The sequence below is a fragment of the Paenibacillus sp. BR2-3 genome, assembly GCF_046529485.1.
Classification (GTDB): domain Bacteria; phylum Bacillota; class Bacilli; order Paenibacillales; family Paenibacillaceae; genus Paenibacillus_AQ.
The window spans coordinates 4735278-4757104 of sequence record NZ_CP126311.1 but is presented as its reverse complement, the minus strand read 5'-3'; the positions used below and the strand labels follow the sequence as shown (position 1 = coordinate 4757104).

The following is a 21827-nucleotide window of genomic DNA, read 5'->3' as shown; positions in this document are numbered from 1 at the left end:
ATAAAGGAGAGATGATCATGGCTATCGACAAAAGAAATGTAGAGCAAATCCTTCAAGCCGTTGGCGGGAAAGAAAACATTGAAGTCGTTACTCACTGCGTTACCCGGTTGCGGTTTGCACTTTATGATGATAACAAGGTCGATGCAAAGGCGCTGGAAGCGAATGACCTGGTTAAAGGGCAGTTCTCCTATCAGGGTCAATTCCAGGTTGTTATCGGTCCCGGCGTGGTTGAGAAGGTATACGACGAGTTGATCGGGCTGACCGGAGGGCAGCGGTCCTCGAAGGAAGATGTGAAGAATGCTGCGGGCAAAAAGCAAAACCCGCTCCAGCGGGCGATCAAGACGCTGGCAGACATCTTTATTCCGATTTTGCCGGCTATCGTCACCGCTGGTCTGCTTCTGGGCATCAATAATATTTTGACCGGCCCCGGCATTTTCTTTGATGGCAAATCACTGGTTGAGGTGTATCCGCACTGGAAGGACTTTGCCTCCATTATCAACACAATTGCAAGCACCGCCTTTGCGTTCCTGCCGGCATTAATCGGCTGGTCGGCGGTCACCCGGTTTGGCGGAAGCCCCCTGCTCGGCATTGTTCTGGGTCTGATACTGGTTCATCCCGATTTGCTCAGCGCTTACGGTTATGCCGACGCGTCCCTCAAGGGAACGGTGCCGACATGGAACCTGTTCGGCTGGCACATCGAAAAGATTGGTTATCAGGGCCAGGTGCTGCCGGTGCTCGCATCCGCCTATATTCTGGCGACCATCGAGAAGTTTCTCAATAAACGGGTGCCCGATTCAATCAAGCTGCTTGTCGTGGCTCCGGTCACACTGCTGATTACAGGATTTCTGGCATTCACAATCGTTGGCCCGGTTACTTTTGCTATTGCCAATGCGATTACTTCAGGACTCATTTATGTTTTTGATGCTTTTCCGGCACTGGGCGGATTCATTTACGGCGGTTTCTATTCAATGCTGGTCATTACCGGTATGCACCATACGTTCCTGGCGGTGGACGTGCAGCTGATCGGGAGCCAAGGGGGAACGTTCCTCTGGCCGATGCTCGCACTTTCCAACATTGCCCAAGGCGCGGCTGCTCTGGCGATGATGTTTGTCGTGAACAATCAGAAAAGCAAGGGCCTGGCGGTTACGTCTTCCGTCTCCGCATTTCTCGGCGTTACCGAACCGGCCATATTCGGTGTGAATATCCGTTATAAATATCCGTTTATCTTCAGCATGATCGGCTCTGCTATCGCCGGTGTCATTTTGACTGTCGGTGATGTGCTTGCATCCTCCATCGGGGTAGGCGGAATTCCCGGATTCCTGTCGATTTTCCCTAATCAATGGGGTACCTTCTTCCTGGGGATGGCTGTTGTGCTGGTGGTTCCCTTCGTATTAACCGTTATCTATGGCAAGCTCCGCAGCAAACGGGACGGCATGGGTTCGGAAGAGGACGCCGCTGTATCTGTTGTTTCGGCCCGGACGGCTCCAAGCCGTCTGCTGAATGTGCTGGATATTCCCGCTCCGATCCTCGGCAAAGCGGTTTCGCTGGAGCAGGTTCCCGATCCGGCCTTCGCAGAGAAGCAAATGGGACAGGGAATTGCCATCGAACCTGGCGAAGGAAAAGTATTTGCGCCATTTGACGGCAAGGTCGCAGCCCTCATCAACAGCAAGCACGGAATTATTCTGGAGCATGCTACAGGCGTACAGATCCTGATTCATGTCGGAATAGGCACCGTTTCTCTCAAAGGCAAAGGATTCACCGCCTATGTGGAGACCGGAGACGAAGTCAAGGCCGGGCAGCAGTTGCTTGCCTTCGACCGGGATATTATTGGACAGGCGGGGTATCCGCTCATTACGCCTATTATCGTTCCGGACGGACAGGATATGATCGAGCGCGTGGAAGAAGTCGCTGGAGATGCAACCCGGAGCCGGGAGACCATCCTGAGAATTCATCTGAAAGGGTAAAGCTGCTGCGATATGCTATAATAGAGCGAATTGATTTTATAGAGCGCGGTGATGAAGGTTGCAGAAGAATATATTTTTGCAAATCTATAATGAATATTTAGAAAAAATAGAAGCGGGCTCGCTGGTTCCAGGGACGAAGCTGCCTTCCGAAAGTGAGCTTGCCGCAGATTACGGGACGTCGAGGGAGACAGTCCGCAAAGCGCTCCATCTGATGGCCCAGAACGGATATATTCACAAAATCCAGGGCAAGGGCTCGTTCGTGCTTGATATCGGCCGTATGGATTTTCCTGTGACGGGACTGATCAGCTTCAAGGAAATGTCCGAACGAATCGGCCGGCCCTCCCGCACCATCGTCTATGAAACCGGCCGGATTCCAGCCCCGGCGGAAATTGCAGCTCAGCTGAATATTAAAGAAGGCGATCCTGTATGGAAGGTGATCCGGGCCAGGGAGATTGAAGGGGAACGTATTATATTGGACAAAGACTACTTCCTCCCGGAAATCGTTCCTGTGCTGAGCGCGGAAATCTCCGGCGGATCGATTTATGAATACCTGGAAGGCCAGCTCCACCTTCATATCAGCTATGCCAAAAAAGTGATCTCGGTGGAGCCCTCCAAAGAGGAAGACAAGCAGCTGCTCCAGCTGCACGGCCAAAGTCATGTCGTCGTCGTCCGCAATTATGTATACCTGGTAGATACGACGTTGTTCCAGTATACCGAGTCGAGGCACCGGCTGGACAAGTTTCAATTTGTTGATTTTGCCCGGCGTGTGCCCGGCGAGAAGATGATGTAATCGTAGCAAAGGGTGTACCCAGAGCCATTTACTGGCTTATGGGTACACCCTTTATTATTGAGAACAAATCACACAGTTCCGTTATTTCTGTTCCGTGTTTGTCGGCTGTTCCGGCTCTGCCGGGCGCTGCAAATCATAGTGGCGGGCCGCAAGCCAGACGCTGCCGGTAAATATCACGATCATTCCCAGGATAATGGCAAACCGCCAATCGCCTGCTTTAAAATTCAGCTGAAGGACGGTCAGCACCAGTGCAACCTGCATCCAGATGAGAGTTCTTTTGCGCAAGGCCGAAATATCTCCAGTCATCGTGGGCATGCCACGAATGATACGATAAGCAAGAATTGCAAGAATCAGAGCAAAAATCGCTGTCCCGATCAGTTCGGAAGTGGTAAAGACATTCATCTTCTTTCAAAGTCCTTTCTATGTTCCATTGGATTATAATTTATATTATAGCCGGACTTTCGTTGTTTACCAACTTGCAAGAGTTCTTTACCTGAAAAGCTTGCGAATTTCATCCGCGGGCAGCGGAGTGAAGAAGAAGAAGCCCTGGATATGATTGCAATCATGCCCTATCAGAAAATCCGCCTGTTCCTGTGTCTCTACACCTTCAGCAATCAGATCATACCCTAGCTGGAATGCAACAAAAGCAATGGATTTGATGATCGTCTCATCAATAGGACTGACTCCGATACCGGTAATGAACGTGCGGTCGATCTTAATCTTATCCACGGGAAAATGCTTCAAATAATTCAGAGAAGAATACTTTGTGCCAAAGTCATCAATGGATACGATAATGCCGCGCTCGCGCATCTGCTGCAGGAGCGGATAGTGCTCCTCCAGAAGAACGATGCTCTCCGTAATCTCAAATTCCAGAACATCCGTCTCTAACTGATACTGCTCCAAAATGGAGAACAGATCCTCAATCAGATTGCGGTTCGAGAACCAGCTATTCGAAATGTTTATGGATGTCCGCAGCAAAGGCATACCGTCTGCCCGCCATTGGCACAGCTGCCTGCATACCTCACGGATGACCCAGTCCGTAAGCTGAATCATAAGTCCGGCCTCTTCTACAGCGGCAATAAAGTAACCCGGTCCGATCAGCCCCTTCTCGGGGTGGTTCCAGCGGATTAGTGCCTCCAAGCCTATGATTTCCCCGGTGATGCCGTTCACCTGAGGCTGATAATGGAGCACGAACTCGTTGGTCTCCAAAGCGGAATGCAGGAATTTGGCTATCGTCGTTTTTTGTTCGAGCTTCTCCGCAAGCTCCCGGTTGAATACAAAACAGTCCGTAATGCCCTGGGATTTAGCCTGATACATAGACATATCGGCAAATTTCAGCAGATCCTCTTTGTCCAAAGAGTGCTCCGGATACAGGGAAACTCCTATACTTGTGGATACATTAAGATGTGTGCCGGCAATATACAGCGTTTGTGAAATAAGCGAGCTGATTAGTCCGGCGATCAAGGAGATGCTCTCCCGCGGCAAATCCTCGAACAGCATAACGAATTCATCGCCGCCCGTACGCGCGAACATTCTGCAAAGCAATTTCCCGTCCACGATCCTCTTTGCCAGCGTCTTGAGTACTTGATCACCTGTGGAGTGCCCAAGCGTATCGTTAATTTCCTTGAATTTATTCAGATCGAAAAAGAACAGGGTGTATGTCTGCGTAGGTTCCGCAGATTGCAGCAGCCGGTCAAATTCATCCATGAAATAACGCCGGTTCGGAATTTCCGTCAGGCTGTCATAATAGGCCAGCTTCTCATATAACCGCTCGGATACCCGAAGATCACGGGTCCGGATGCTGACAATGCGCTCAAGCTCCCGGTTAAACCGGCTTTGATGCCACAATATATACAATATGAAGGCGAGAACAAGCATAAGGGCTGCGTCGATCGCCAGAACGCTTTTTAGTACTTCCTGTTTCTTTTGCGGATCCATTGTCATCCCCATTAACCAGTGCTGGTTATAGAGCCGGATGGGAACCGTGATTTCCTTGCCGTTCACCCTTTGCTTATTGCCGAAAAGGTAGGTGCCGTCCTCCTTTGTAACTATTACTTTTGAATCCTTTTGCAGGAACTGCTGCACAATGTCATCAATACGCAAAGTGACCGATACAATACCGGAAAATTTGTTGTCCTTAAACAGCGCCTGCCGGATCACCATGCCCTTATTTCCCTGAGCAAGGATTCGTGGACCATCTACCGTAATCATCCGGGATCGGATCGTTTCTTGGATAAGGCCGGGTGTAGACAGCTCAGGGTCCAGAAACAGGCTTTTATTCTTAATCGCTGTATTGCCGGAGAGGGGATGGAGGTAGCTTATAATCCCATTCGGGGCCACCATAATGTTCATTACATGGTTTGAGTTACCGTAGGCCACGGCGAGATAACGGTTAATAACGTCAGGATCAGCGTCAAAGCCAACCGTATGGATGAAAGAACTGACACCTTTGACAATCGATACTCTCTCTTCAAGATTCGATGTTAGCATGATTGCCTGTGAGGACAAATCGGACTGCAGGGCCTGGTATTCACGATCCACCGATAAGTTGTAGTAGTAGAGTAGAGAGATTTGAAGAACGACTATGAAGCCGAGGATGATTGTTAAAGGCTTTTTATTAATGAAAGCCATGAATTTCCTCCGATATACAAAATATCAACATTAAATTGCCGTCACTTTTAAGGAACCTATCCCACGCTGCAAGAAATATGTCGAGTATTGTCGTAGGTGAGTCTAGCATGTCATTTTTTTTGCCTTTGCGCAAGAAAAATCATAGTTATTAAGCCTTATAAAATAAAAAAGGATACACGAGGTTCGCACAATCGTGCGATTCCACGAGAATCCGTTAATCTGCAATATCTCTCTACTATTTCTTGAAAATACGAAGCGGGGCCCCAATCGGCAGGAAGGTACGTCCGAAATGAGCATTAAGCACCGATGCGCCGCAGCCGTAAAGCGAAACAATAGCAATGGCAAGCTCTGAAACAGCAGCAAGCTTATGGAATGCTTCTGGAGCGATTCCGAAGGAATCGAGGGTCAGGCCAAGAAAGAGAAAATCAATCAATACAAAGATGGTGAGCAGTACTGTATTGGTCTCTACTGCACCGATCGTCATGAACAATGTGAAGATTAAATAACCCAGAAAGGCAAAACCCAGCTGCTTGGGATCAACAGCTTCAGCCAGTGCTGTTCCGAATACGCCAAGCTTGATGAGCCAGCTGCCGGCCATACTGAACCAGAAGAAAGCATAGGCTCCGAATGCGGTCATGCCGAAGGTGTTGTTGTGCTTGGCATCCTGAATGCAGGCGAACAACTGGGCGCAGGCGCCGAGAAAGATTGCCCAAGGAATGACGTAACTAAGTCCTGTTGTGATTTCGAGTTTTTGTGAAGAAGCAACCAGGGTAACGATAGCCAGTCCGAATAGGCCGATAGCACTAGGGTCGGCACTGACAATTTTGACGGATTGTGCAGATTGCGATGACATAAAAGTAAAAGCCTCCAATATCATTAAAAGTGTCCGCTCGAAATAACAGCACCCCTGCGGGCGCTGTTATAGGCTTGCCTATTATATCATAACACCATAAATTTGCCTATGAGATACTATCGCGTTTTGACGTAAATTGGAGTCTTCTGTGACAAAAAGGAAATAATCCCTGATATTTTCAGCGGTTTGCTTATGAAGTAACCCTGTAATTCATCACTTCCAAGACTACGCAGCATGTCGAATTGTGTCATCAGCTCTATACCCTCGGATACAACCAGCAGCCCCAGATTATGACTAAGCTCAATAATCGCCTTGACCAGCGTATCATCGGATTGCCCGGGCGTGATTTCTGAGATGAAGGAACGGTCGATCTTGATTACATCTACCGGAAAGCGGCGCAGATAGCTTAATGATGAGAAGCCTGTGCCAAAGTCATCCAGAGAAATCCGGAAGCCGTGTTCTCTAAGCTGCTGCAAGGTCGTAAAGAAGCTGTCACCCGACATTAGAATACTTTCCGTAATTTCGAGTTCCAGACTGTAAGGGGTAAGACCGCTTTCCTCTAGCGCTTCCAGTAGTTCATCCAGCAATCGGGGCTGCATCAACTGCATAGCAGAGATGTTAACAGCGGCTTTTAATGGAAGGCCCTGCTTATGAAAGCTGCACAGATCCGCGCATACCTGCTTAAATACCCAACGGCCAATGTTTACGATTGAACCGTTTGATTCAGCCAGCGGAATAAATTCAGCAGGAGAGACAGAGCCGTAGGTTGGACTATTCCAGCGCAACAGTGCTTCCACCTTGATAACCTCAAGCGTACCGGCAGAAAGTATGGGCTGATAATGAATCTCCAGCTCCTGGTTGGCTATTGCCGACAATAGCTGCTGCCCAAGTACTTTTTTCCGGCGTACGCTTTCCTCCAAGGTGTCTGAATACTGGAAGAAATTATTACGACCGGTTTGCTTCACATGAAACATGGCCAAATCCGCCTGCTTGACCAGAAAATCGGCATCCTTGCCGTTTTGGGGATAAACACTTACACCGATGCTGGCAGTAATATATAAAAGATGATCGTGAATCATATGCGGAGCCGATAGAGCCTCTTGGATCCGTGACAAATGGGCCGTAATATCCCCTTTCTCCCCGATATCAGCCAAAAGAATGGTGAACTCATCACCGCCCAGACGGGAGACCAAATCATTATCGCCCATTGCAGATGTTATACGTTTGGCAATTTCCTTCAGGATGGCATCGCCGTAATCATGACCCCAGCTGTCGTTAACCGTTTTAAAGTTATCTATATCAATGAATAATAGCGCAATTTGCAAGTTGTTCTTTCGTGCTTTTTCTATCGCTTCATTCAGCTTCGCAAAAAAGAAGGATCGATTGGGCAGTTGGGTGAGAGGATCGAGCGTGGCTTGCAGCTTCAGCCTCTCCTGGGCGGATTGTAAAGAGGAAATCATCCGGTTAAATTCATGCTCCACATCGCTGAATTCATCTCTGCCGATGTTCTTGATCCGAAAGGATAAATCATGGCTGCTGCCGATGGTGCGAATATTTCGGATCAACGACGCCATGCGCTTTAGTATAAAGCGGTTTACAAAGATGAGACTGGCGATACACATCAGTAGTGTAGTTATAAAGTAGGTCCGGCGGAAGCTTACAACCGATTTTAGCCCGCTTTTGTAAATCTGACGAGGGTGATCCAATGAAATAACGATAGAGGGGTTTCCGAACAGGTCATTAATAACGGTATGAATAGTGAGGATGTCCCCGGTTTTGGCTGACATCCAGGTATCTTTGCCTCCACTTGGTTCGAGCCGTTCCGATGAAGCGGTTTCAATACGGATGCCAAGAGGGCTGTGACTGCCAATCAACTGAATTTCTTCCTCGTTAAGCATTCGGCCGGCAATTGCTGTTCCAAGGATCGGTCCGCTTTTATTATTGTTAATAATGGGTAATAAGGTAACAAGCATTGGACCTTCATCCAAAGTAATAATCCCTGACTTGCTGTCATCCCATCCGGCAAAGGCGGGGAGGTTGAGGTTAACCAATGAGATGAGGCTGTGCATTTCGGCTGACAGGGGAGAGACGGCCTCATCCCCGGGGTGATAAGAACCACCAAAAACCACCTCTCCCTTGCTGTTTAAAAGCGCTATCATATGAAAACGGTTGATTTGGTAAGTTGAGATATCATAGTTGCTCAGAATGTAGGGATCATCCCGAAATGAATAATTTAGCAAGCTTGTCTTCATCATGTTCAATTCATTTTGATAGGAAGAGAGTGTATCATCCATTGCCCTGCGAAGATCAGCCTCATCCATACGGTCAAAGCGGTTCAATAATATAAGATGCAAAAAGAGGTAGGTAACTCCTAATCCGAGCAAGGCAATAATACCGATAAATAGAGCAATTTTTTTGCGCAGCTTCATAGATTCCCCTCAAATCCTGACGTAGTAGGAAGATAGTTCCAACTAAATTAGTTTAGCATGATTAGGCTGAATTGGCATCGTAAATCATCCCAAACGGGTGAAATTTGATGAAAATGGCGACAACGGCGATCAACAACTATTATGACTTCAAAAAAGCGTCCAAAACGCCTGGCTACGGTTATGAAACGCATAACGCCATTGTCCATCACAAACTGAAAGAGAGCGTTGTAGTGGCCACCATTGTGACGCTGCTGCTGCTCGCGGCGGGTGCAGGAATCGCATTCGTTACACAGACCGGAATGCTTGTTTTCCTGCTCGGGGGGTTATCGTTTCTGATTGGAATCCTATATTCGTTCGGGCCGATCCCTATATCGCGGATGCCTCTTGGTGAGCTGTTCTCGGGACTGTTTATGGGGTTTGTGATTATTTTTATCTCGGCGTATATCCATACGGATGATAGTGTCGGTGGCGCTGCTGATCCAGTTGGGATGGGTCCAGCTGCATATTAATATTGTGGAGGTAATCTATCTTTTATGGTTCTCAGTTCCGGCGATTCTGGAGATTGCAGGGATCATGCTCGCCAACAATATTTGCGATATTGAAGTTGATATCGAGAACCGCAGGTACACACTTCCTGTCTACATCGGCAAAAACAATGCGCTCCTGCTGTTCAAGCTGCTCTATTATGTGTCCTATATTGATCTTGTTGTACTGCTTCTACTCTGGGTGAATGTGCTGCCTAGTGCTGTTGTTGCTGCTGACACTGATTCCCCTTCGCCGAAATATAGCCGCTTTTACACAGAACCCTGATAAAGCAACAACCTTTATTCTGTCTGTTAAAAATTTCGTGCTGATGAATGCCGCGCGTATCGCGGTTCTCGGTGCAGCAGTACTGCTAAATAATTTGGGAAAATGATTAGCGGTGAAATCGGAGATATCCGCTCGATCCGGGGTACCTATACCTATAATGCTGCGGCAGATACGACCAATATACGCTTCCGGTCGGAATGGGGCGGAGGTTCTTTGTATGACATCGGATGCTATCCCCTTAGTGCTGCAAGACTGCTGTATGGAACCGAACCCGAAGCCGTTACCGTTCATGCGATCTTTTCCCCGGAGCATGATAACGTGGATATGATGGCATCGGGTCTGGTGGAGTTTCCGGGAGGACTGAGCCTGATTTTTGACTGCGGTATGTGGGCGTATAACCGTCAGCTGCTGGAGATCACCGGAACGGAAGGCAGGATAGAGGTTCCGATGCCGTTCAATGCCAGAGAAGAGGATGCTGACTTCGTTGTACATATCGGGGGCGCTGAACGTCTGGTAAAAGCCGCCGGCGCAAATCCCTATGTCCGACAGGTGGATGATTTCGCAGCTGCAGTTTTTGGAGCAAAACCGCTCTTTGAGCCGGAGGATGCGGTGCGCAATATGAGTCTGGTCGAAGCCTGTCTACTCTCAGCCAAAGAACGGATGCGAATAAGTCTGCTGTAAAAAGGACGGATAGAACACCATTCCCAAAAACATGTCAAAACCTGCCTGATCGGCCTGTAAGTGTCCTCAAATATGGACATTTATTGCCGACATTAAAAAAAGGGTGCAAAATCCAGTTTTTTCTTAGACAGCCCGGCAAATACAAGGTAGAATACACCTGAAGTGACTTTTCTGTATGGAGTGAAACTTATACTTTCTTGTATTTCAAAAAACTATAATCTTTACACACTCTTCCTTTTATCCAATATGTTCGTGTACTGATTCTACTAAGAAATAGAACTGCAGCGATCATGATAATTATATCACTGGTGAAGAGGTTGACAGATGGATCAAATGGAAATCCACTACAATATTTGGATTGTTATATTATCTTTTGCGTTGGCGGTAACGGCAGCTTATACCGCACTTAATCTGATCTCGCAGTTTGCCCGATCGACAGGCAGAATTCGCAGTTTTTGGCTTTTGACGGGATCGTGTGTGCTTGGAAGCGGCATTTGGGCGATGCACTTTGCCGGCATTTTGGCAAGCCGTATGTCGTTTGATGTTGGATACCACCCGGGGATAGCTGTTCTGTCGATGCTTATTGGCATGTTGTCCTGCTATTTGGCGCTCCGGTTCGCCCTCACACCGCGTCCTGGGTTTTGGCGTCTTGCAGCCAGTGCTTTATTGCTCGGGGGCGGCATTTCTGGAATGCATTATGTAGGCATGTCCTCCATGAAGATGGAGGCGACCATCCATTATTATTTGCTGACACAGGCGCTTTCTGTAATGATCGCGGTATTGGCTTCCTATGTTGCTCTTTATCTATTTAGAAGGTTCAAGGACTACTGCGGGTTCAGCAAATGGAAGCTGTATTCCGCACTTTTAATAGGGATTGCTATTACCGGTATGCACTATACCAGTATTCAGGCCAGTCATTTTGAGTATGACGCGTGGCTGGGGGGCAAGCCGTTTCTAATGCCGACGGATATTATTCTGCTGACGGGTGTTTCTGTTGTAACGCTATTTATGTTCGCGATTTCCGGCGGAGCCGTTTTTCTGGATCGTCATGTTCTGGAGCGGATGGCTTATCACGACCCGCTGACAGGGCTGCCGAACCGGCATGGATTGGAAAGGTACTTCGACAGTGACTTTTTCAGCGGGACTTCGGGTGCGGTATTTTTTCTTGATCTGGACCGGTTCAAGTCCATCAATGACACCTTGGGCCATGATATTGGCGATGTACTGCTGCAGGAGGTTGCAGTAAGGCTGCGGGACAGCATCGGTAACAGCGGGAAGGTGTTCCGGCTGGGAGGCGATGAGTTTCTGGTCGCTCTGCCTCATTGCACGATAGAAGCGGCCGTGGCGAGCGCACAGTGCATTTTACAGGAGATCAAGAAATTCTACAGTATCCAGGATAATGAGCTGTATGTTACTGCAAGTATTGGGATTAGCCTAACACCTGCCCATGGAATCGACCGTTCTGCTCTAATGAAAGCTGCGGATACTGCGCTTTACACCTCAAAGGATTCCGGCAAGAATAAATTCAGCGTGTTCGATCAGGAGATGAACCGGCACCAGCTGCGCCGAATGTCGCTGGAGAAGGATTTGCGCAAAGCATTGGCCCGCTCCGAGTTCATGGTTGTCTACCAGCCCAAATGGGATTCCGTTATGAATGTTACGGTCGGACTTGAATCGCTGCTCCGTTGGAGGCATCCCGAGCACGGTATTATTTCTCCGGTGGAATTTATTCCGATTGCGGAGGAGACAGGCCTTATTGTACCGATCACTTATTGGATGCTGCATGAGGTGTGCAGCCAGAATATGCTTTGGCATAAGGAAGACATAGCGAATGTTGCGGTCTCGATCAATATGTCAGCAAGAATGTTTGAGGGTGAAAGCCTGTATGACATTGTGGAAGAGGCTCTGACTCGTTCGGGTCTTGCACCTCATTTTCTGGAGCTGGAGATTACCGAATCGATAGCCATGAACAATATGGAAGAGACGGTGGCACTGCTGACCAAGCTCCGGAAGCTCGGAGTAAGAGTGTCCCTGGATGACTTCGGCACAGGATTCTCATCACTGGGGAATTTGGACGAAATACCGATAAACACGCTTAAGATTGATCAGGTGTTCATCCGCAAAAGTAAAATGCATTCCAAGAAAGCGATCATCAGTAATATCATTGCAATTGCTGCTAATCTCAATATGGAGGTTATTGCCGAAGGCGTAGAGACGCCAGAGCAAATTGAACTGCTGCAGTCCCTGGGCTGCCGGGTCATGCAGGGCTATTACTACGGTAAACCTATGCCCGTGAATGAACTGGGGCAGTGGTTTTCGGACAACAAGGCTGCTGTCTGAAGTATGTCTAATACATAACTCTTTGAAGGTGCCCCAAGCCGTGATGGCCGGGGCACCTTTTTACTGCCAAAGTCCGGCCATGCAAAAAAAGCAAGTCCCCAGATCTTGGGGGCTTGCTTTTTTTGATTCTTGCGCTATTAGGTGAGTACGGCTAATTACACTTTGAATTGGTCCACCAGAATCTGAAGCTTATCCGCCAGTGAGGACAGAAAGGCAGCCGATGCCTCCACTTCCTCCATAGCGGCAAGCTGCTCTTGCGAAGAAGCAGACAGGCTCTCGGCACCCTCAGCGGTTTGATTGGATACGGTCACGATGTTCTGAATGGATTCTACGAGTCCGTCAGAGATGTCGGACAGCTGGCGGACCGTTGCGGATATCTGCTGGCTTTGGGCAGCCATATCCGATACGGATGCCTCGATTTCGGAGAATGAACGGCCTGCGGCCATAATCATGTCCTTGCCCTGCTCCATCTCTTCCGTAGAGCGTTTCATGGTTTCCCCCGCTTTATCCATCTGGTTCACGATCAAGCTGACCAGTTCGCCGATTTGTCCCGCAGAATTAGCGGAACGTTCAGCCAGCTTGCGTACGGAGTTGGCAACAACTGCAAACCCCCGGCCGTCTTCGCCGGCACGTGCAGCTTCAATGGCTGCGTTCAGCGATAGCAGGTTCGTTTCTTCCGCAATACTTGCAATCGTACCGATAATGCTCTCAATTTCCTTGGAATGGCTGGATAAGGTTACTATAATGCCGGAAAGATCGGTGATGCTTTCACTTACTACTCTCATTTGGCCTGTAGTGGAATCCATGGATTCCCGGCCGGTTCGTGCTTTATCGGCGTTGCTGGCAGCATTGTTCATGGCATTATCGGCATTTCCTGCGATCTGGGTAATAAAGTCTGACATGTTCTGCACCGCCTGATAGCTGCCCTCAAGATTCTGCAGCTGAGTCTGTGACCCTTCAGCAAGCTCTATCGAAATGTTGACGCTATGTTCTCCTGCCCGATTCGTCTCCTGGGCACTTGAGGACAGCTGCTCTGACGAGGAGGCCACCTGCAGGGACGTATCGTTTACTTCCCTGATGAGCTTGCGCAGGTTGAGTGTCATATCATTGAAATCACGAGCCAAAGTACCGATCTCATCCTTGCTTTTAAATAAAATCGGATCATGGGTAAGGTCGCCCTTCGCTACAAGATTGACGGAATTCGACAGCTTGGACAGTGGACTAACCATACGCCGTATCATCAGGTAGGCAATTAGAATAGCAATGATTAAGATAGATGTTCCAATAATAAAGGGTTGAACAATGATATCCATAGTCCGTTCCTGAATCAGGGGACCATCGAAGCTGATAGCCATCAAAGCAATGATAGGTTTATTGGGGTCATGATCCTGATAGATGGGGCCATAGCCTGTTTTGAGCGAGGTGCCTTCATAGGTGTACATTTTGGAGTAGGTTGAATGCTTCTTGGTGGTAATCATTTTTTTGTCTTCTTCGTTGAAATAGAAGGTGTCTCCGGCCTTATACCCTCTCTTCTGGAAGTTGCTGTCGGCAGCCAGCACTTTTCCATCCAAAGACAGGATGAAGGCCTCCTTAAAGATAGGCTTATTTTTGATAATCCAGCCGATCCGGTCTTCAATAGCGCTAAGCTTGCTGGTATCTCCCCCAACCAGTGCGGAAATATCAGCCGGGTCAATAAGGCCTGTTGTAATATTGGCGCATCCTACCAATTCAATTCCGGCTGCTTCATCGACCTGATTATGTGCAGTCCGGTAGCCGAAGAAGCCTATGGATGAACCTACGAGAAGCAGAACAATAAGCATCATCCACGTTAATTTAGTTGCCAATTTCATCCTTTACTCCACCAACCTTGATCCATTAATTTTCAGTGGTTCTTATAAGCACTGCTGCTATTTCTGTGCATCAGTGTAAGAGAGCATAATTGGATGTGGTATATTTGTGTCGGATTTTGCTCTTTTATGTAAGAAAACTGTACCTTAAGTATAAGGGAAACACTCACTCAAAGTATATAGAATATCAATAAGCGCAGTTAATATCTGGAACAAATTAAAATAAGGCTAAAACATTGAATCCATGTCAGGTTTGATGGTACGCTTAGCGTATGACATGTAATCGGGAGTTGAGCAGGATGTCGCAACAAATCGATCCGCTGGTCGAACGTATCGGATTATCCATGTGGAGGGTGCAGCGAAAAATTATATCCGAAATGGCCACAAACAAAGAGCTGGGTCTTACCTTCCCGCAGTTTTCCTTGCTTAGCATGATTGCCCAAGCAGACAAATCGCGGGTGGTGCAGCTCGCTGAGAAGATGGAGGTTAAATCCAGTGCAGTTACTGTAATGCTGGACCGGATGGAAATTCTGGGCCTGATCAGCCGCGAGATAGATGAGAATGATCGCAGAGCCGTTGTGGTTACTATTACAGACAAAGGCCGCAGCGTACAGGCTGAAGGGAAGAGACGCTCCACGATGCTGCTGGGTCAACATTTGTCCATCCTGAAGCCGGAGGAGCTGAAAAGCTTCGCCGAGTATTTCGATATGCTGGAAAGGCAAGAACGTTAGAGTCCATGTCTGTAAACAAAAAGACGGCCATGCCCCGAACCGGGAGCATAGCCGTCTTTTTAAAAATATAAGAAAGTATATGTTTCACTCCATACTTTTTCCTTATATTTTTACGAGAAACGGGTGCCGTCCCTTTAAGGACGGCAAAGCCGTTTCTTCTTAGATACATTGTTATTTGTCCGGCAGTTGAGTGACATAGCTGTCAGACAGCTGAAGCAGCCGTAAAGCCCGGTTATATTCATCCTCGGTTGCAGCAGGCTTTTTGCCTCCGGCAGCGATAGGATATTGGGTGTTGTCTTCAAAGCTGATGCCGGGGATAAGCAATCCCGAGGTTCCGATAAAGGAACCGGAAGGCAAATAATATCGTTCCGGCAGAATATTGTATGTCTGGTTCAGCAAATCTTGGCCGAAATGCAGGTGGTTCTCCAGAGAGATGCCCAGCAGCCCGGCTGCCGTTGGCAGGATGTCGACTTCTCCGCCAACCTGCTCCAGAGTCTGCGGCTCTGTATTGCCCCCGCCATGGATAATGAGCGGGATATTCGTCATGTTGGCGTAGCCGTATTCATGGCCGTAAATCTCATTAATCAGCTGTTTGTCGTCATGATCGAGGGAGTAAATCGGCAGACCCATGTGATCTCCATAAATCATAATCACGCTGTTATCCCAAAGGCCGTTCGCCTTCAACTCCTCTACGAACTGGCCGAACGCTACATCCGCGTAATTCTGGGCACGAATATAGTCCCCGACAAAGGTTCCTTCATAACGCTCGGGCAGCTTCATCCGGTATTTTTCTTCCGGGATTGTGAATGGATGATGGGCTGACATGGAAATGATCTGAGCATAGAAAGGCTTGCCTTCCATACTCATTGACTTTAGCTTGTCGGATGTTTTACGATACAGCACCTCATCGGAGGCTCCGAAGAAGAAAACATCTTCCTCACCAAAGAACTGATGGTCATAATATTGGTCCCAGCCAAGTGAGCTGTAAAGCTCACCGCGGTTCCAGAATTCCACATCATTGGTGTGGAACGTCGCCGTCTGATAGCCGTTCGCCTTCAGCAAACGAGGCAGACTCGGAAGTGCCTTATCTACATACGACATCGTAGCTGCCCCGCGCGGAGGAATATAGAAAGAAGTGTTCACCACAAACTCGGCATCAGAGGTGTTGCCCTGACCGACCATTTGATAGAAATTAGTGAAATAAAGGCTGTCTTCCATGACACGGTTCAGGTTGGGTGTCACTTCTTTGCCGTCCAGCTTAAGCCCCAGCAGGAAATTCTGGAAGGATTCCAGCTGAAGAATGATGAGATTCTTGCCTTTAGCCGCACCTTGCAGCTGCGGGTTGACCAGCGGACGGGTTCCTTTAAGCTTATCGATCGTATCCTGCGTAATGTCACGTGTGTTGATAACCTCTGTTTTGTCTTGAGCAAAAATGGTATAAGCCTCATAATTGAGGATACCCATTTCCTGAGCCTTCTTGATCTCATTCATACTGGCCTTATTGGGTAGTACATTGAAGAGACACAGACCCAGTGAGAGTATGAACAAAACGGTTACGAAGCCTTTGCGGCCCGAACGGTTGATTCTCTTTTTCAAGTCACGGCCCTTCTTATTGCGGAAGAAATAGTAGCCAAGCACGATGATGTCCATAAAGATAAGCAGATAGTAAGGATCCATCAGTGAGAATACGCTGTTGCTGACGGCCGTAACCTGATTCACCTGCTCCAGTGCATGGTAAGTGACAATGACCCCATAATATTTAAAGTACATAATGGCGGCAAAAAATATCGCAGTTACCAGCAAATTAACCGTCATATAGTATCCGAGCTTACGTTTGGAAGAGAAGCGCTCAATAATACAAAAGAGGGCCCAAACAAAGGGGATCTCGGTAAGCAATGATTTCCAGGGCAGCATATCTCCAAAGATGACTCCCCAGGCCAAAAAGCTTTTCAGAATAAAAATAAGCGTAAAAAATATAAAGGGCTTCACAATCCAACGTTTACCGTTAATCAATAACACGGCTTCGCCTTCTTTCTACATGATGAAAAGACAGAGCACTCCACAATAATAAATTTATTATGAAGTGCATTCCCTTGAATGTCAAAATTATTAGAGCTAAATCCACCTTTGCAATAATTAGAGTTGTTCTACCAGCATATGGAGGGAGGGGAAGGGCATAAACCACACCGTAACGATCCCGGTAAGAGCGCTCGTGGAGTATGCCTACCGCAGCGGCAGCATAGAACCCGGATTCCGCACCACTGCTTCCCTGGCTGAAGGAACACGCATTCACCAAAAGGTACAGAAGCAGTATTCGGAGACAGGAGGCCTGGTCGTCGAGGAGATTAAGTCTACCTCGGAGTCTCTGGACAAGATGGGCGAAGGGCGCCCTGTCCACTGGGCCCAAGCGCTTATGTACGCATATATGATTTCAGTAGAAGAGAATCTCCCTGCTATCGAGGTCAGGCTTACCTACGTACAAAGCGGGAGTGAAGAGCAGCGAAGCTTGAATAGGACACTCTACATGGAGGAGTTGACTGCTTTTGCAGCCGAGACTGTATCCAGATATGCCCGCTATGCGGAGTTATTACTGCGCCATAATATACGCAAGGACAACAGCATCCGTGATTTAACCTTTCCGTTCCCCTCTTACCGGCAGGGGCAGCGGCATTTTGCAGGGGCGGTGTACAAGTCGGTATCGGAAAGTGTGAATTTGTTCGCCCAGGCGCCGACCGGTATCGGCAAGACGATCTCTACGTTATTCCCGGTCATCAAGGCCATGGGCGAGGGCCAGGCACGGATGCTGTTCTATTTGACAGCGAAAACAGTTACCCGCCTCGCGGCCGAGGAGGCCATCTCTCTGCTCCTGTCTCAAGGACTGTGGCTGCACGCCATTACTATTACTGCCAAAGAAAAGGCATGTTTCCGTGAGGAAGGTCTCTGTACAAAGGAGTACTGTCCTTTTGCGGATGGTTATTATGATCGGATTAACGAAGCATTGCTGGACCTGCTGGGTCAGGAAACCCTGATGACGCGGGATACTATAGCACGGTATGCAAGAAAGCATAGTGTCTGTCCATTTGAGCTGTCGGATACCGGTGTGATTCTGCTCGCAGATGACCGTTTTTTGCATCATCCTTATCGGCAGCTGATGCCGGAGGAATGGAGACACTACCGGGTCTGGAAATAACGTCGTATAATCTATGAAAAGGCATTCATCACAGGTTTACGGGAGGGTACAACGATGACACTTAACATCGGAATCATTGGTACAGGCTGGTTTTCGAAAGTACACGCGGATTTACTGGCAGGTATGGATGGCGTGCAACTGCAGGCCGTGTGCGGCACCAGTACAGAAAAAGGCGAGGACATGGCCCGCCCCTATGGGGCACAAGGATACGGGGATGTAACGGAAATGCTGGAAGGTCAGAAGCTGGATGCTGTTTATATTTGTGTCCCCCCGCATTCGCATGGAGCCATCGAACGCACCATTATACGCCGGAACATTCCATTCTTTATAGAAAAGCCTTTGGGTGTAAGCACGGAGATTCCAGCCAGTCTTCTTCAGGACATTAAGGAACGCCAATTATTGACCTCGGTTGGTTACCATTTCCGCTATCAGGAGAATGTTGCCCGGCTGAAGGAGCTCTTGCGCGGGGACAAGGTCGGCATGATCGTAGGGCAGTGGATGGGCAGTATGCCGGGGGTAGCCTGGTGGCGCAATCAGGAGCAATCCGGCGGGCAGTTCACGGAGCAGACCACACATATTGTAGATTTGCTGCGCTACCTGGGGGGCGAGGTTGCCGAGGTATATGGCATGTTCGGAAACCGGGTTATGCACGAGCAGCATGAAGGCGTTAGCGTGGCGGATGTAGGCACGGTATCCCTTAAGCTAGAGAGCGGAATTGTCGCCAATATTTCCAATACATGCGTCTTGCCGGGAGAAGTAAGCCGTGTAGGACTCAGCTTCTACAATGATCGTGGTTTGCTGGACTGGAATCCGGAGCGGCTGCTGGAGGTGCGCAGCGGTGACAGCACCGAGCATGTGAGCACGGGAAACCCGTATCTGAAAGAAAGCGAGGCCTTTCTGCACGCTGTCCGTACCGGCGACCGCTCACGAATTCTAAGTGACTACGAGGACGGCTATAAAACACTGAAGGTTACCTGTGCAGCCTATGATTCCGCTCAATCGGGAATGCCTGTAAAGCTCTAAAAAAAAGACACGCCCCCTCAGCTATAAGCTGAAGGACGTGTCTGCGGCCCAAGCCGGGGCGGCCGATCTAGTAGAGGAAAACCGACAGCAGGAACGGGGTCACGCCAAGCGTGAACACCGCCGACAAGATCATCGAAATACTGGAGATGGTTCCGGTCAACGAACTTAGCTCGAAGGCTTTGGAGGTGCCCGTACCATGCGCAGCGGTTCCCAGCGATACACCGCGTGCGATTTCATTGTCAATGCGGAAAAGGCGCAGAACAGACGGCCCCATCATCGTCCCTAATATCCCGGTCAAAATGACGAAAACTGCCGTAATACTCGGAACGCCGCCGATACTTTGCGAAATGCTCATGGCAATCGGTGTAGTAACCGAACGAGGTACAAGGCTGTTAGCCAAATCACTGCTGAGATGCAGCCATTTGGCCAAAAATACCGAGGAGATTACCGCGGCTACCGAGCCCGAGAGCACGCCTGCCGCAATTTCGGCGGCGTGCTTTTTAAGTACCTTGAAGTTTTTATGCAAAGGGATCGCAAAGGCGACAGTTGCCGGCTGCAGCAGCAGGGTCAGCCATTTACCTCCCGCATTGTAAGAATCATAGGAAATCCCTGTCATCAGCAAAAAGCTTATAATAAGCAGCGGCGTAATGATGAGCGGGGATGCATACATTTTGGAGCTTAGAACATAAACCCGTTTGGACGCCAGGTAGATACCGGCAGTAAGTACGAGAAGCAGCAGGCCGATCGTCATAATGTTTTACGCTCCTTTACTTTATAAATAGCGCCCGTAAGCAGCCCGGAACAGGACATGACCACAAAGGTTCCTATAACGACAACCGCCAGCACACGCAGGCCGTCGGTTTCCAGCACGGTAACATATTTCATGATCCCGACTGCAGAAGGAACAAAGAAGAGCAGCAGTTCGGCAAGCAGCCAGGATGCCCCCATTTCCACCCAACTCAGGCGGACGACACCAAGCTCAAGCAGAATAAACAGCAGTACCATGCCAAAAATGCTACCGGGAATAGGCAGATGCAGTAAGGACGTTAGACCGTTTATTAGTAGAGAGAATGCGGCCAGCCCTGCGATTTGCAGTAAAATTATAGCTAGTTTTTTCATAAGGCTCCGCCCCTTTCATAATAATGAAATTTTACATCAATTGTTTTCATAGGTAAAATGAATATACAGAATAAATGACATTCCTTTTGTCTATGTATGGAGGTTGGAGAATGGATATCCGGCAATTAGAGTATTTTGTGCAAGCGGCGAGATTGAACAGCTTCTCAAAGGCGGCAGAATCCTTATATATAACCCAGCCTACCATCAGCAAAATGCTCCGTAATCTGGAGGTGGAGCTGGGGGCTGATCTGTTCTACCGCGAGGGGAAAAGCATCCGGCTGACGGATGCCGGAGAAATTTTGTTAACGAAGGCCCAAAATATTGTAGAATCGTTTCACAGCCTCTCCTCTGAGCTGGACAGCTTGCGCAATCTCAAAAAGGGTCATATACGGATCGGACTCCCGCCAATGGTGGGGGCAAGCTTTTTTCCGGCCGTGATTGGCCAATTTCACAAGAAATATCCGGAGGTTACGATCCGGCTGCATGAGGATGGAGCCAAGAAAGTAGAAAATGATGTGGAGACCGGTCTGCTCGATATTGGTGTAGTCGTACTTCCTGTGAACAGTGCCCGCTTTCATTATTTCTCCTTTGTTCAAGAGAAGCTGCAGCTGCTCGTCCCCCTATCGCACCGGCTGGCTGAAGCAAAGTCTGTACCCATGTCCGGACTTTCCGGGGAGGAGTTCGTTCTGTTCCGTGAGGATTTTACGCTTCATGACCGGATTATTACGGAATGTGTGAAGGCGGGATTCCAGCCGAAGGTTGTGTATGAAAGCTCGCAGTGGGATTTGATCAGCCGGATGGTTGCTGCCGGGCTTGGAATCGCGTTGCTGCCAGAGACCATCTGCCGGGATATGGATCGCTCGCGCATAGCTGTAATTCCCTTGACGGAGCCTGCTATACCATGGCAGCTGGGGATGATCTGGCGCAGGGATCGATATCTTTCCTTTGCGGCCCGGGAATGGGTATCTTTTGCCCGGGGGCTATTGGAAGAGCAGTATCTTTCCTCCAATGATTGATATATCGACATTTTTTTCTTTATTTGCAAAATATGATTTTTGGTATCATCATTTATGATAAAAGAACGAAGGTGATAGAGAGAGGTGAACGTGATGCTTGTTCCGGCTTTTTCACGTGACGAACATCGAAGAGACTACAGAGAAGACGAACTGTATATGACGATAGAGAGCCTCAGATGCGAACTGCTTGAGGTGGCGCAGCAGCGTAGTCTCAGCGACCGCACCGTTGTGGAACTGAGCGAGCGTCTAGACAGATATATCCTGCTTGCACAGACCAAGATGATGGAAGGCCTGCGCAGCCGGAAGGCTGCAGCTCCTGCTCACGGTACGACTTCGAAGAAGATGAACCCCAGAAACAAAACTGCCCTCCATAAAACAACCTTAAATAACATATAGAGGTACC

Annotated in this window: 17 protein-coding genes and 1 pseudogene; 10 read left to right on the top strand and 8 right to left on the bottom strand. The window is 48.6% G+C overall.

The features are described from left to right. Positions 1-17 precede the first annotated feature (17 nt). Entirely contained in the window at positions 18-1964 is a 1947-nt protein-coding gene (gene treP / locus PaeBR_RS22850) for a PTS system trehalose-specific EIIBC component (RefSeq protein WP_410512722.1), read from the top strand. Positions 1965-2022: 58 nt separating this feature from the next. Further along, the gene (gene treR / locus PaeBR_RS22845) at positions 2023-2754 is read left to right on the top strand and encodes a trehalose operon repressor (protein WP_410512721.1); all 732 of its coding nucleotides are present in this window, start codon (positions 2023-2025) and stop codon (positions 2752-2754) included. 81 nt (positions 2755-2835) lie between these two features. On the opposite strand, the gene PaeBR_RS22840 is transcribed toward treR, so the two are convergent. From PaeBR_RS22840 to PaeBR_RS22825, 4 genes are all read right to left on the bottom strand, one after another. Then, a complete protein-coding gene (locus tag PaeBR_RS22840) occupies positions 2836-3156 on the bottom strand; it encodes a hypothetical protein (protein ID WP_410512720.1) in 321 nt (106 codons plus the stop codon). 87 nt (positions 3157-3243) lie between these two features. Next, the gene (locus tag PaeBR_RS22835) at positions 3244-5385 is read right to left on the bottom strand and encodes an EAL domain-containing protein (protein WP_410512719.1); all 2142 of its coding nucleotides are present in this window, start codon (positions 5383-5385) and stop codon (positions 3244-3246) included. A 235-nt stretch (positions 5386-5620) separates the two neighbouring features. Next, complete coding sequence (locus PaeBR_RS22830; protein WP_410512718.1) at positions 5621-6238, bottom strand: acetate uptake transporter; 618 nt, start codon at positions 6236-6238, stop codon at positions 5621-5623. Positions 6239-6354: 116 nt separating this feature from the next. Beyond that, positions 6355-8667 carry an EAL domain-containing protein gene (locus PaeBR_RS22825; RefSeq protein WP_410512717.1) on the bottom strand — a complete coding sequence of 771 codons (2313 nt, stop codon included), beginning with the start codon at positions 8665-8667 and terminating at the stop codon, positions 6355-6357. A 113-nt stretch (positions 8668-8780) separates the two neighbouring features. Between PaeBR_RS22825 and PaeBR_RS22820 the strand changes: the two are divergent. The 3 genes and pseudogenes from PaeBR_RS22820 to PaeBR_RS22810 form a co-directional block, all read left to right on the top strand. Then, positions 8781-9583, top strand: a pseudogene (locus PaeBR_RS22820) (UbiA family prenyltransferase); the annotation flags it as partial. Further along, positions 9580-10158: a Gfo/Idh/MocA family protein gene (locus tag PaeBR_RS22815; RefSeq protein ID WP_410512716.1), complete on the top strand. Its 579-nt coding sequence runs from the start codon at positions 9580-9582 to the stop codon at positions 10156-10158. The pseudogene PaeBR_RS22820 and the gene PaeBR_RS22815, both read left to right, overlap by 4 nt. A 324-nt stretch (positions 10159-10482) precedes the next feature. After that, the gene (locus tag PaeBR_RS22810) at positions 10483-12498 is read left to right on the top strand and encodes a putative bifunctional diguanylate cyclase/phosphodiesterase (RefSeq protein ID WP_410512715.1); all 2016 of its coding nucleotides are present in this window, start codon (positions 10483-10485) and stop codon (positions 12496-12498) included. Positions 12499-12653: 155 nt separating this feature from the next. On the opposite strand, the gene PaeBR_RS22805 is transcribed toward PaeBR_RS22810, so the two are convergent. Next, complete coding sequence (locus tag PaeBR_RS22805; RefSeq protein ID WP_410512714.1) at positions 12654-14348, bottom strand: methyl-accepting chemotaxis protein; 1695 nt, start codon at positions 14346-14348, stop codon at positions 12654-12656. 296 nt (positions 14349-14644) lie between these two features. Between PaeBR_RS22805 and PaeBR_RS22800 the strand changes: the two genes are divergently transcribed. Then, positions 14645-15076 (top strand): MarR family winged helix-turn-helix transcriptional regulator, encoded by a 432-nt coding sequence (locus PaeBR_RS22800; protein WP_410512713.1) that lies wholly within the window; start codon positions 14645-14647, stop codon positions 15074-15076. Between the two features lie 171 nt (positions 15077-15247). Here PaeBR_RS22800 and PaeBR_RS22795 read toward each other — a convergent pair whose 3' ends face one another. Then, a complete protein-coding gene (locus PaeBR_RS22795) occupies positions 15248-17095 on the bottom strand; it encodes an LTA synthase family protein (protein WP_410512712.1) in 1848 nt (615 codons plus the stop codon). Between the two features lie 193 nt (positions 17096-17288). Between PaeBR_RS22795 and PaeBR_RS22790 the strand changes: the two genes are divergently transcribed. Together PaeBR_RS22790 and PaeBR_RS22785 are read left to right on the top strand one after the other, a co-directional pair. After that, positions 17289-18266, top strand: coding sequence for a hypothetical protein (locus PaeBR_RS22790; RefSeq protein WP_410512711.1), 978 nt, complete (start codon positions 17289-17291; stop codon positions 18264-18266). A gap of 54 nt (positions 18267-18320) precedes the next feature. After that, on the top strand, positions 18321-19289 hold the full coding sequence (locus PaeBR_RS22785; protein WP_410512710.1) for a Gfo/Idh/MocA family protein: 969 nt from the start codon (positions 18321-18323) through the stop codon (positions 19287-19289). Positions 19290-19356: 67 nt separating this feature from the next. Here the strand turns inward: PaeBR_RS22785 and PaeBR_RS22780 are convergent, their stop codons facing one another. Beyond that, on the bottom strand, positions 19357-20040 hold the full coding sequence (locus PaeBR_RS22780; protein ID WP_410512709.1) for a CidB/LrgB family autolysis modulator: 684 nt from the start codon (positions 20038-20040) through the stop codon (positions 19357-19359). Beyond that, positions 20037-20408, bottom strand: a complete 372-nt coding sequence (locus tag PaeBR_RS22775) for a CidA/LrgA family protein (RefSeq protein ID WP_410512708.1) — start codon at positions 20406-20408, stop codon at positions 20037-20039. The genes PaeBR_RS22780 and PaeBR_RS22775 overlap by 4 nt, the downstream gene beginning before the upstream one ends. 110 nt (positions 20409-20518) lie before the next feature. Between PaeBR_RS22775 and cidR the strand changes: the two genes are divergently transcribed. Together cidR and PaeBR_RS22765 are read left to right on the top strand one after the other, a co-directional pair. After that, complete coding sequence (gene cidR / locus PaeBR_RS22770; RefSeq protein WP_410512707.1) at positions 20519-21424, top strand: cidABC operon transcriptional activator CidR; 906 nt, start codon at positions 20519-20521, stop codon at positions 21422-21424. Positions 21425-21517: 93 nt separating this feature from the next. Beyond that, entirely contained in the window at positions 21518-21820 is a 303-nt protein-coding gene (locus PaeBR_RS22765; RefSeq protein WP_410515284.1) for an aspartyl-phosphate phosphatase Spo0E family protein, read from the top strand. The last annotated feature ends 7 nt before the right edge of the window (positions 21821-21827 follow it).